General features: G+C 37.5%; 11 protein-coding genes and 1 other RNA gene. 11 read left to right on the top strand and 1 reads right to left on the bottom strand.

Annotated elements, in window-relative coordinates; all coding sequences use genetic code 11:
- Nucleotides 1-92: 92 nt before the first annotated feature.
- Complete coding sequence (locus tag ACS127_RS05085; RefSeq protein ID WP_440897347.1) at nucleotides 93-1,379, bottom strand: glycosyl hydrolase family 18 protein; 1,287 nt, start codon at nucleotides 1,377-1,379, stop codon at nucleotides 93-95.
- A 320-nt stretch (nucleotides 1,380-1,699) separates the two neighbouring features.
- Between ACS127_RS05085 and tadA the strand changes: the two genes are divergently transcribed.
- From tadA to opp4B, 11 genes are all read left to right on the top strand, one after another.
- Nucleotides 1,700-2,206, top strand: a complete 507-nt coding sequence (gene tadA, locus ACS127_RS05080) for a tRNA adenosine(34) deaminase TadA (protein ID WP_440898080.1) — start codon at nucleotides 1,700-1,702, stop codon at nucleotides 2,204-2,206.
- Nucleotides 2,207-2,286: 80 nt separating this feature from the next.
- Nucleotides 2,287-2,551, top strand: an RNA gene (gene ffs, locus ACS127_RS05075) — signal recognition particle sRNA large type.
- Between the two features lie 350 nt (nucleotides 2,552-2,901).
- Nucleotides 2,902-4,602 carry a DNA polymerase III subunit gamma/tau gene (gene dnaX, locus ACS127_RS05070; RefSeq protein ID WP_440897346.1) on the top strand — a complete coding sequence of 567 codons (1,701 nt, stop codon included), beginning with the start codon at nucleotides 2,902-2,904 and terminating at the stop codon, nucleotides 4,600-4,602.
- A gap of 27 nt (nucleotides 4,603-4,629) precedes the next feature.
- Complete coding sequence (locus tag ACS127_RS05065) at nucleotides 4,630-4,956, top strand: YbaB/EbfC family nucleoid-associated protein (RefSeq protein ID WP_440897345.1); 327 nt, start codon at nucleotides 4,630-4,632, stop codon at nucleotides 4,954-4,956.
- 12 nt (nucleotides 4,957-4,968) lie between these two features.
- Entirely contained in the window at nucleotides 4,969-5,565 is a 597-nt protein-coding gene (recR, locus tag ACS127_RS05060; protein WP_440897344.1) for a recombination mediator RecR, read from the top strand.
- A 210-nt stretch (nucleotides 5,566-5,775) separates the two neighbouring features.
- Nucleotides 5,776-5,982, top strand: a complete 207-nt coding sequence (locus ACS127_RS05055) for a DUF2508 family protein (protein ID WP_440897343.1) — start codon at nucleotides 5,776-5,778, stop codon at nucleotides 5,980-5,982.
- Nucleotides 5,983-6,103: 121 nt separating this feature from the next.
- Nucleotides 6,104-6,355, top strand: a complete 252-nt coding sequence (locus ACS127_RS05050) for a pro-sigmaK processing inhibitor BofA family protein (protein WP_440897342.1) — start codon at nucleotides 6,104-6,106, stop codon at nucleotides 6,353-6,355.
- A gap of 423 nt (nucleotides 6,356-6,778) precedes the next feature.
- On the top strand, nucleotides 6,779-8,602 hold the full coding sequence (locus tag ACS127_RS05045) for a heavy metal translocating P-type ATPase (RefSeq protein WP_440898079.1): 1,824 nt from the start codon (nucleotides 6,779-6,781) through the stop codon (nucleotides 8,600-8,602).
- A 484-nt stretch (nucleotides 8,603-9,086) separates the two neighbouring features.
- Entirely contained in the window at nucleotides 9,087-10,100 is a 1,014-nt protein-coding gene (locus tag ACS127_RS05040) for an ABC transporter ATP-binding protein (protein WP_440897341.1), read from the top strand.
- On the top strand, nucleotides 10,087-11,019 hold the full coding sequence (locus tag ACS127_RS05035; RefSeq protein ID WP_440897340.1) for an ABC transporter ATP-binding protein: 933 nt from the start codon (nucleotides 10,087-10,089) through the stop codon (nucleotides 11,017-11,019). Before ACS127_RS05040 ends, ACS127_RS05035 begins: the two co-directional genes overlap by 14 nt.
- Nucleotides 11,020-11,026: 7 nt before the next feature.
- Complete coding sequence (gene opp4B / locus ACS127_RS05030) at nucleotides 11,027-11,989, top strand: oligopeptide ABC transporter permease (RefSeq protein ID WP_440897339.1); 963 nt, start codon at nucleotides 11,027-11,029, stop codon at nucleotides 11,987-11,989.
- Nucleotide 11,990 lies beyond the last annotated feature (1 nt).

The following is an 11,990-nucleotide window of genomic DNA, read 5'->3' as shown; positions in this document are numbered from 1 at the left end:
TTAAGTATTCTATACATAGATGATTGAGATATTTTTAACTTAATCTACTACACAAATAACCCCACTTCATAACGCCATGAAGTGGGATTGATTCAGTATTTTCTAATTGTGAATTGGTCTTCTAATAACAACCAATTTTGTGGGAATGCTAAGCCGAGTTTCCAATAACTAATTCCTCGTAAATCCTTTTCTTTGATTAGATCAAATTTTGCTTGGATAGAGCGAGCATCCTCAAACCAGACTTCATGTCTATTTCCTTCCGAATCAGTATATTGAAAGTAAGGAGCTTGGGCGGTCGTTTGATAAGAAATGGCTTGATTATTTTCACGTGCTAACTGAATAGCTTGTTGTGGACTTAAGGCACGTGCATACTCACCTCCTGGTTCAAACGGTAACGTCCAATCATAGCCGTATAAATTCTGTCCGAGCATTATTTTCTCTGCTGGTATTTCTGTTAAGGCATAGTCAACGACCCGTCTGACTTGGTCAATAGGAGAAACAGCCATTGGTGGTCCACCACTGTACCCCCATTCGTAAGTCATTAAAACAACAAAATCTGCAATTTCGCCATGGGCTTGGTAATCATGAGCCTCATACCATTGTCCTTGCTGAGTTGCACTTGTTTTTGGTGCTAAAGCTGTTGACATTAATAAATTCTCTTGACTCAATCGGGCTTTTGCCCGACGTAAAAATTGATTGAAAGCTTCTCGATCGGTTGCGGGAAGAAATTCAAAGTCAAAATGTACATCTCGATAGCCTACTTCGTTTGCTGTTGAAATGATTTGATCAAGTAAATTTTCTTGGATCGTTTGGTCATTAACAATTAAACTACCTAGTTCTTCGCTAAAAGCTCCTTCTTCTAAGTTGGTTACCGCTAGCATCAGTGCAGCTTGATTATTTTCAGCAATCATCGGGAAATCATTAAGAGGTGGTGCTGAAAGGCTACCATCACGATTGACTTGATAACTAAAAGGGGCAAGGTATGTTAATTGATCAGCATGCTTTTCGGCAGCGTTAATTAATGCCGGAGAGACAGTTTCACCGATCGGCTCTACGTAAGCATTCGTTTCAATTGTTATTTTAGGCTGCTCAGGAATATATAATCTAAAACCAATAGGTAAAGGTTGATTTGGATTAATTGCATTAATCTCTGCAAGCTCTGTAACAGTTAAATTAAATGTTTGGCTAATAGAATATAGACTATCACCAGGACGAACAAAATAAAATTGCCCAACAATAGGGATGACTAATGCTTGACCGACAACAAGTTCTCCAGGGGTTTCTAATTCATTCGCTTGAACAATGTCTTCAACAGAAGAGCCAAAGGTATTGGCGATGCTATATATCGAATCACCCTGTTTAACAATATAAATTTGCACAATAAATCCTCCTAACTCATTATTCGTGTTATTCTATGCTGTAAAGTGTGGGCAAGTGACACTAAATAAAGTTCATTTTTTACATGTTGGGAAGATAAAATTGTGCCTAAGAAGTGGTGACAACATAGTGGAATTTTAATAGTTAAAATATAAAAAATAAAATAAGTGTGTTTGTCTTATGATGTTATTTCGAACAAGTTTGCAGTGAGTTTATTCTAAGAAGTTATTCATGCAATTGCTTTATTAAAAGATGAGGGAATGAGAGTTTTACAAAAAAATGTTATACTTAAATGAGAAAAAAGATTCAAGGAGAGCTTGGTATGACAGATGAAGATTACATGGAACTTGCACTAGCAGAAGCCATTAAGGCAGCTCAATTGGGGGAAGTACCAATTGGTGCGGTACTTGTCCATCAAGATGAAGTTGTCGCCCGTGCTTTTAATTTACGTGAGGCTTTACAAACAACGGCTTCTCATGCAGAAATGCTTGTGATTGATAAGGGGAATGACATTCTCAACAGTTGGCGCTTAGATAACTGTACGTTATATGTCACTCTAGAGCCGTGTCCAATGTGTGCTGGAGCAATTTTACAAGCACGAATTCCGCGTGTTGTCTTTGGCGCTTATGATCCTAAAGCAGGTTGTGCAGGCTCAATCGTTAACTTACTTGAGAACCATCGTTTCAACCATCAAGTTGATCTATTAGGCGGCGTTTTGAATGAAGCTTGTTCACGCTTGTTGAAAGATTTTTTTAAAAAATTGCGCTTAGAAAAGAAAGACAGTCAAATTATTTCTCTAACTGAGTATAAGGAAGAAAATAACAAATGATAAGCATTGCAATTTTGCTTAAAACAGATTATACTAATAAGTGCGCAATTTATTGTGCCTAAATATAGTTTGCAATCTTGCCGTGCTAGGTGGGGAGGTAGCGGTGCCCTGTACTCGCAATCCGCTATAGCGAGACTGAATTCCTATCTGAGGTACGCATCTATAAGGTCTGCCATAAAGAATTGATGTTGATGTTTGGGTCCTGCGCAACGTGAACCCGTGAATCCTGTCAGGTTCGGAAGAAAGCAGCAGTAAGCGGTCTCTCGCGTGTGCCGCAGGGAAGCCTGGGCTGAGTCATGAATTTATGTAACGCTTAGGGATGTGTGATCGATGATAGGTGCACGGCGTTATATAAAAAATCAAATTCTCTTGCCATTTTGGTGAGAGAATTTTTTTACACCTTAGCAGGAAAAGTGGCGAGCAGAGTATTGTGCCTGAAATAGATCATCTTTTCATGTTTAAAGGATAAGAAAAAATAGTATAAGCAGCTCGCGTTATATTATAAATTTATTCAGTGATATGACACTTCTTGCAAAGCAGTATGGAGCAGTTAATCATGGAGTCATCGTTGCCATTGCGCCATTCAAAGACGAGTTTTTTCTAAAATTAGAGATATTACATAGTATTCATTCACATTTGGGGTGGATTTCAGTTATAATAGAAAGGGATTCCAAATAGGGAGGACAAGGCAAAAAATGAGCTATCAAGCCCTTTATCGTGTGTGGCGACCACAGAAATTCGATGATGTCGTTGGACAATCACATATTACTCGTACCTTGCAAAATGCCATTTTTCAAAATAAATTTTCTCATGCTTATTTATTTTCTGGTCCACGAGGGACAGGAAAAACAAGTGCAGCGAAGATTTTTGCTAAAGCAGTTAACTGTCAAGCAGCACCTGTAAAAGAGCCATGTGGAGAATGTGATGCATGCATTGGAATTCAAGATGGCACGATTTCAGATGTAATTGAAATTGATGCGGCATCGAATAATGGTGTTGAGCAAATTCGTGATATTCGTGATAAAGTGAAATATGCGCCAAGCGCAGTTACTTATAAAGTTTACATTATTGATGAGGTTCATATGCTTTCGATTGGTGCTTTCAATGCACTATTAAAAACATTAGAAGAGCCCCCACCACATGTGATCTTTATTTTAGCAACGACAGAGCCACATAAAATTCCATTAACGATTATTTCAAGATGTCAACGTTTTGATTTTAAGCGGATTACGCCCCCATTTTTGATTAGTCGAATGAAAGACATTATGGCACAAGAAGAAATAGAAGTGACAGATGAAGCTTTTCACGCGATCTCACTAGCTGCAGAAGGTGGAATGCGTGATGCTTTGAGTTTACTTGATCAAGCTATTTCATATAGTGATCAGATTGTTGAGCTTGAAGATGTCCTAGCCATAACAGGATCAGTTTCCCAAGGGAAATTAACAGAATTGCTTGATGCACTTTATCATCAAGATGCAAAATTGGTTTTAAAATTAGTTGATCTATTTATTCAAGAGGGAAAGGATCCAGGGCGATTAATTCATGATTTAATCTATTTTTTACGTGATCTCCTTCTTTATCAAAGCACATCAGATTTTGATGATTTATTAGAACGAGCCGTTGTTGATCAACCTTTTATTGAGTTACAGAAACAAGTATCTGCTGACTGGATTCAAAAGGCAATTACTGAATTAAATCAATGTCAGCAAGAAATGAAGTGGACTAATACACCAAAGGTTTTCATTGAGATTACGATGTTAAAGTTGACAGAGGCCCAAACGCAACAGAAAGCTTCAGATGTCGATTCAACACAACTTTTGCAGTTAACAGAAAAGCTTGATAAACTAGAAAAAGAATTACAGACAATTAAAGCTAACAAGGTTTCATCAAATGAACCCGTTCAAGCACAGGCAGCTAAACAGCGAACATCACCAGCTAAAAATAAGTATCGAGTGCCTTATGAACGGATTCGTCAAGTGCTAAGTGAGGCAGAGAAGAAATTTCTACAAGAAGTTCATGGTAAATGGACGATATTTATGAACATGCTAAAGCAACAAAGTGCACCGGCTCACGCTGTATTACAAGATGCAAAGCCAAGTGCCGCTTCTGTAGAAATGCTCGTCATATCATTTAAATACGATATTCATTGTTCGCTTGCCCTTGATCATCAGCAAACGATTGAATCACTTTTGTTAGAGGTATTGGGAAAAGAGATGCATTTCATCCCGATTCCAGAAACGAATTGGCTTGAATTACGGCAGGACTTTATCGCCAAACAACGTCAACAAACAAAAAAAGATACTAATGACTCAGAAGATAAAGAACAGGAAGATCCAATTGTATCAGAAGCACGAAAGCTTGTTGGTGATGATTTATTAGAAATTCATGAAGAATAATAAATGTACCCTTAAGGAGGAAAAAATATGCGTGGAAATATGGGAAATATGAACAAGATGATGAAACAAATGCAAAAAATGCAAAAAGATATGGTCAAAGCACAGGAAGAACTACAAGAGATGACCTTTGATGCGACTGCAGGTGGTGGTATGGTTAAGGTAACTGCCAATGGGAAAAAGGAAATCCTTGACGTGGAAATTAATGAAGATGTTGTTGACCCAGATGATATTGAAATGCTACAAGATTTAATTATTGCGGCAACAAATGAAGTGTTAACAAAAATAGAAGAGATAACAAATGAGAAAATGGGCAAATTCACTCAAGGCATGAATTTACCTGGAGGGATGTTCTAGGAGGGCTAATTAGTGTATTATCCAGAACCAATTTCAAAGCTAATTGATAGCTTTACTAAATTGCCAGGAATAGGACCGAAAACAGCGGTTCGACTGGCTTTTTTTGTATTAAATATGAAGGAAGATGATGTATTAGATTTTGCGAAGGCACTTGTAAGTGCGAAAAGGGAACTGACCCATTGTAATATATGTGGAAATATCACTGATCAAGATCCTTGCTCTATTTGCCAAGATCAATCTAGGGATAATTCTATTATTTGTGTCGTTCAGGATCCGAAAGATGTGATCGCGATGGAGAAGATGCGAGAATATAATGGACAATATCACATTTTAAATGGGGCGATTTCACCAATTGATGGAATTGGACCAGAGGATATTAATGTTCCCTCTTTACTTGATCGCTTAAAGGATGAAAAGGTAACAGAACTGATTTTAGCTACAAATCCGAATGTCGAAGGTGAAGCTACTGCGATGTATATTTCCCGATTAGTCAAACCTTCTGGAATTAGAATTACCCGAATTGCTCACGGTCTCCCTATGGGGGGCGATCTTGAATATGCAGATGAAGTAACACTCTCTAAAGCTTTAGAAGGTCGACGTGAATTATAAAACAGAGACGCTTTTCTCACTAATTAATATAGGACACAAGCTAATATCGTAGGACTGGGGTTGGGATGAAGATTAATTATCTCATTAAAGTTTATTGTTGACCCGAGTGAATCAGAACATCAGCAGTCGTTAGCTTCCCACTTCAATTATTTTATTTTTAAGGTGTGAGTCTACGGGCGATTATCTGTGATAAAAGGATGTGAGGCAATCATGTTTGGTAAGCGAAAGTGGAAAAAAGAAAAGGAACAATTATTGCAAGATATCTTACAGTTACAAAGTGAATGGACCCGATTGAAAAAAATTATTGATCAGAGTATAGAGCCGAGTGAGACAGGACGATTTGAATTAATGGTTGCTGAAGCAAAGTATTTTTATTTATTAAGAGAAGCAAGATACTATCATTTGAATGCTAATTAATATTAGGTGATCATAAAGGACTCATAGAATTAGAGAAGGTTCACGAGATGTGGGCGTTCTTTTTTTTTTCTGAAAACATATATTTGAAGCAAAGAGTCATTTAGACAAGGAGTGAATATAAATGAATTTGTTTATTATGGTTGGCATTATATGCGTTGGTCTCATGATATTATTTAATCTAAAAGCAATTAAATGGCTGCCAAAAGCAATCACGAAAATAGCAATCGGTGCATTATTATTATTTTTCTTAAATATTTTGAGTGGCTCATTTGGTTTACATGTCCCCATCAACTTATTTACTGCAACAACTGTTGGTTTTTTAGGGATTCCTGGAATGATTGCTTTGAGCTCTCTACACCTTTTTTTTATTTAAGCGAATTTTATCATGCTCTCTTTTTTACAAATTTTATATAAGCCTGTAGTTAGTTAATTTTTCGCTAACTTTGAGTATGGATATCTTTTGATGGGACAAGTAGTCGCACTAAGGAAAGCTACTTTAGTAATACCATTAAAAATAAATCAACTTAATCGGAAATCCTAAGGAACTTTGGCTAACTTATCCTAAGATTCTGGGACTGTGTTTACTTGTCTTATTGAAAAGATCAATGAGAACGTCGAATTTATTACATTCGTATATAAGTCAAGTTTACGTTTCTAAAATATTTTTTTCTAATCTTGATGTTGATCAATTCTTTAATGTAAATGATCATCTAATATAAAGTTAACAAATCTAAAACATATTGAGGAGTTGTTAACTTTGTTTATTCTATGGATCAATAAATATAAAAAACAAATAATGCTTATTTCAGGATTACTGTTAATATCAGCTTTTATTATTAACTTTACAACTTACTTTGTTTTACGTCAGTTGATACTTATTTTCGCAACAGTAGTTGCAGGGGCACCGATATTTATTAAAGCATTCCAAGCATTACGGATGAAAGCTTTTAGTATAGAATTACTCGTTATGATTGCTGTCATAGGGGCGCTTTTTATTGGTGAGTATGTTGAATCAGCTGTTGTTACTTTCTTATTTTTATTCGGGGATTACTTAGAAATACGAACATTGCAAAAAACGCGTTCCTCAATAAAAGAGCTTATTGATATGGCCCCACAGGAAGCAACAGTCATTCGTGATGGGAATTCAATCATTGTTCCTGTTGAAGAAGTTGTTGAAGGAGATCGGATCATTATTCGTTCCGGGGGTAAAGTTCCAGTTGATGGTTGTATTGTTTCAGGTCGAGCTGTTTTAAATGAGGCTACGGTAACGGGTGAATCTGCTCCGGTTATGAAAGAACAAACAGATAAAGTTTTTAGCGGGACGATTATTGATAATGGTTATATAGAATTGATAGCTGAAAAGGTTGGAGACGATACGACTTTTGCTAAAATTATTGAATTAGTAGAAGAAGCACAAGAATCCAAATCACAAACAGAGAAGTTTTTAAATAGATTTGCCAATATCTATACACCAGGAGTTATTGTTTTATCAATCTTGGTTTATATCATTACTCAAAATCTTCACTTGGCGATCACTTTCTTAGTTGTTGCTTGTCCAGGAGCATTAGTTATCGGGGCACCTGTCTCTAATGTTGCTGGGATTGGTAATGGTGCCAAGAATGGTGTCCTTGTTAAAGGTGGAGAAGTAATGGATAACTTCTCTAAAGTGGATACAATTGTTTTTGACAAAACAGGTACATTAACAAAAGGGAAGCCAGAAGTAACAGACATTAAGACATTTAATGATCAGGATGAAGAGACTTTATTGAGCTTAGTTGCTCAAGCAGAAACAATTTCTGAACATCACTTAGGTCAAACGCTTGTTAAAGAAGCTCAAGCAAGAAATATTTCTTTAGAGGCAGAACCTGAAGAGGGGGAAGTTGTTAAAGGAAATGGGATTCGTGCGAAGGTAAATGGTTTAAATCTTGTAATTGGAAATCGTAAGCTTATGAAGATAAGTCATATTAAAATTTCACAAGCTAAACAAAACTATGCGATAGCACGTGAAAAAATAGGTCATACAGCAATTTTTGCTGCGATAGATGGTGAAATAGTTGGCATTTTTTCAATTGCAGACCAAATTCGTGAGGATGCTTCTCGTGCCTTAACAGAAATGAGGAAAAATGGTATTAAAAAAATAGTAATGTTAACAGGTGACAATAAGCACACAGCTGAATTAGTCGGACGTCAACTAGGCATCGATGAAGTTTATGCCGAACTATTACCAGAAAATAAGGTAGAATATATTAAGACCTTAAAAGCGAGAAACCATGTTGTGGCAATGGCTGGTGATGGGATCAATGATGCCCCGGCAATCGCAACCGCTGATATTGGTTTAGCGATGGGAGAAGGTGGAACTGATATCTCAATGGAAACAGCAGACGTTGTATTAATGGCTGATAAGTTGCTACAACTTTCACATGCTTACTCACTCTCTAAAGCTACTATTCGTAATATGAAACAAAATACAATATTAGCTGTTGGTATTGTCTTTCTATTATTAGCTGGTGTATTAGTTGGAACGATTCATTTAGCATCAGGGATGTTTATTCATGAGGCTAGTATCCTAATTGTCATATTGAATGCAATGAGGTTGATTCGTTTTAATCATAAAAAGTGAACCTTGATTTTTATCAAGGTTCACTGGCATATAATGAAAACAGTGAAATGCCTGTTAATATATCTTATCTATTCATTTAATGTTAAAAAACAGATTAAAATAGGGTTAAGCTTTATTTAATTCAAGTAAAGTAAAAGCTGTTTATCGCAGGGATTAAGTATCTTTAGATCAATTAAAAAATAAACTATCATATTTACCTAATTGTTCAGATTAGCATGCCTACTCATAATTTTGACTAGTTATCTTAATCATTGATCATTTCCATGTAAGGGTATTTGCAATTAATTAAAAAATTTTAGTATATGGAATTGATTAGCATTGAAAAAAAGTAAGATAAAACATTGCTTTTTCAAATGTTTTTATCTATAATGTTTGTAACTACTTTGTATGATGTACAATGAAGGGAAGACAAATAATTAGCTGTTCAATTTTCAGAATAATTCTTTTATTTAGAAATATTGTATAGATGTTCAGGAGGATAGAGTTGAAAAATAAATTACTAGAAATCAAACATTTGAATACCTCCTTTCGAATTCGAGATGATTATTATGCGGCTGTTGACGATGTCTCATTAAGTGTGAATAAGAATGAAGTCTTAGCCATTGTAGGGGAATCTGGATCAGGAAAAAGTGCATTAGCTTTTTCCATTATGCGCCTACACAATCGAGCGAAAACAGAAGGAGAAATTTTATTTAAAGGGGAAGATGTCGTGGGGATGTCTTCTTCACGTCTGAATCAGGTGAGAGGAAAAGACATGGCGATGATTTTCCAAGACCCGTTAACGGCTTTGAATCCATTAATGACGGTGGAAGAACAGATTGGTGAAGCCCTCTACCTACATGATAAAAGACTGGGGAATAAAGAACGACGCCGTAAGGTGATTGACTTATTAAATCAAGTCGGTATTCCTCGCCCAGACTATGTCGTTGATCAATTCCCTCATGAATTATCGGGTGGGATGCGGCAGCGTGTGATGATTGCGATTGCGATTTCCAATGATCCTGAACTATTAATTGCCGATGAGCCAACGACCGCCTTGGATGTGACGATCCAGGCCCAGATTCTTGATTTGATCCGAAACTTAAAGGAGAACATGGACGCCGGTATTATTTTAATTACTCACGATTTAGGGGTCGTGGCTGAAATGGCAGATCGGGTGGCTGTGATGTATGCAGGGGAACTGGTCGAAGTGGCCACTGTGGAAACCTTGTTTGATAACCCACAACATCCTTATACACGCTCTTTATTAAATTCGGTTCCTAATACCCATCAAAAACAAGGGAAATTACATGTGATTCAAGGGATTGTCCCTTCCTTAGCTCATTTACCTCGAACAGGCTGTCGGTTTAAGGCACGAATTCCTTGGGTTGAGGAGACAGCTCATGAAGCTGATCCCGTTTTACACGAAATAGCGCCCGATCATTGGGTGCGTTGTACGTGCTATAAGCATTTTCATTTTCCCGACATAGAGGAGGTCGAGACAAGTGGCCTTTCTTGAGATTAACGATTTACACGTTCATTTCCCCATTCGAGGCGGTCTCCTGAATCGAAAGATTGATTCAGTTCGAGCGGTTGACGGGATATCCTTTCAAATCGAAGAAGGTAAAACCTATGGTCTCGTTGGTGAATCCGGTTCAGGTAAAACGACAACCGGTCGAGCCATTATTGGTTTAAATGAGATTACGTCTGGTCAGGTCCTGTTTCAGGGGATGGACTTAGCCGATAAAAAGAATAAAAAATTAGATTTCAGAAAAGATATTCAAATGATCTTTCAAGATCCCTATTCTTCTTTGAATCCAAAGAAACGGGTGTTAGATATCGTGGCTGAACCGTTACGGAACTATGAAAAACTAACGAAAAAAGAAGAAGTGATCCGGGTTGCGGACTTGCTTGAAAAGGTCGGGCTTTCAGAAGAAGCGATTTATAAATACCCACACCAATTTTCAGGGGGACAGCGGCAACGCATTGGGATTGCCCGAGCGATCGCTTTAAAGCCTAAGTTGATTATCGCCGATGAACCGGTTTCTGCCCTTGATGTGTCTGTGCAAGCCCAAGTGTTAAATTTCATGCGGGATATTCAAGAGGAACTCAATTTAACTTATTTATTTATTAGCCATGATTTAGGCATTGTGAAACACATGAGCGATCAGATCGGCATCATGTATAAAGGGCGTTATGTTGAGGAAGGGACAACAGAAGATATCTTCACCCATCCCCAACATATTTATACGAAGCGCTTAGTGGCGGCTATTCCAGATATTAATCCAAAAAATAGAGCAAAGCAAAAGACTTTTAGAGAAGATGTTCAAAAAGAATATGAACAGTCCTATCATGATTATTTCGATGAAGAGGGCTTAGCCTATGCCTTACGTCGCCAATCAGAAACCCATCTCGTTGCTTTGCCAGAGAGAGGGTGACCTGACGATGTGGAAGTTTATTGTGAGACGATTGATGATTACACTACCTCAGATTCTGTTACTCAGTGTCTTGGTTTTTCTCATGGCACAGTTGATGCCGGGAGATGCTTTAACCGGGTTAGTCGATCCTAACTTAGACCCGGCAACGATTGCTGAACAACGGGAACGTCTGGGTTTAAATGATCCTTGGCATATTCAGTATATTGATTGGATAGGCAATGCCTTACAAGGCGATTTAGGGCAATCCTTTCGGTTTAAAGTGGATGTGACCACTTTGATTGGTCAACGATTGAATAATACGGTGTGGCTGTCTTTATTAACTTTAATTTTTACCTATTTGATTGCTATCCCATTGGGGATTACGAGTGGCCGCTACAATGATTCCCTTCGGGATCAAATGATTACAGGCTATACGTACATTGGGTTTGCGACCCCCTTATTTATCTTTGCCTTAGTGATTTTGTGGATTTTTGGTTTTAATTTCGGTTGGTTCCCAACGGGATCAAGTGTCGGTCCGGGCTTAACTCCCGGTACTTTGCCTTATATCGTCAGTCGCCTGCATCATTTGATGTTACCGGCTTTATCGATGGCCCTGATTACAACCGTTAATACGGTGCAATATTTACGTAATGAAATCATTGATACCAAACAGAAAGATTTTATTTTGACCGCTCGAGCGAAAGGGGCTTCAGAGTCTCGTGTTTACAATCGCCATGTCTTTAGAAACTCACTGTTACCGATTGCTGCTTTATTCGGCTTTGAGATTACCGGCTTAATTGGAGGAACGGTCTTTATTGAAACGATTTATAGTTACCCAGGTATGGGGCTTCTCTTTATGGAGTCGATCACGCAACGTGATTATAGTGTGGTAACCGCCGTCGTTTTACTATTCGGTGTCGCCTCAATCTTAGGAGCGTTATTATCCGATATTATCTTAAGCCTTGTTGATCCAAGAATTCGAATTAAGTAAT

Origin of the sequence: Amphibacillus sp. Q70, assembly GCF_052055485.1 — a bacterium.
Lineage (GTDB): Bacteria > Bacillota > Bacilli > Bacillales > Amphibacillaceae > Amphibacillus.
Note: the sequence above shows the minus strand (reverse complement) of the source record. Positions and strands in the feature narration are given on the sequence as shown.

Bases quoted from the DNA above. Each gene is read 5' to 3' on its own strand.
- ACS127_RS05065 (WP_440897345.1), top strand. From the start codon at position 4,630: ATGCGTGGAAATATGGGAAATATGAACAAGATGATGAAACAAATGCAA.
- ACS127_RS05050 (WP_440897342.1), top strand. From the start codon at position 6,104: ATGAATTTGTTTATTATGGTTGGCATTATATGCGTTGGTCTCATGATA.
- ACS127_RS05055 (WP_440897343.1), top strand. From the start codon at position 5,776: ATGTTTGGTAAGCGAAAGTGGAAAAAAGAAAAGGAACAATTATTGCAA.
- tadA (WP_440898080.1), top strand. From the start codon at position 1,700: ATGACAGATGAAGATTACATGGAACTTGCACTAGCAGAAGCCATTAAG.
- opp4B (WP_440897339.1), top strand. From the start codon at position 11,027: ATGTGGAAGTTTATTGTGAGACGATTGATGATTACACTACCTCAGATT.
- ACS127_RS05045 (WP_440898079.1), top strand. From the start codon at position 6,779: ATGCTTATTTCAGGATTACTGTTAATATCAGCTTTTATTATTAACTTT.
- dnaX (WP_440897346.1), top strand. From the start codon at position 2,902: ATGAGCTATCAAGCCCTTTATCGTGTGTGGCGACCACAGAAATTCGAT.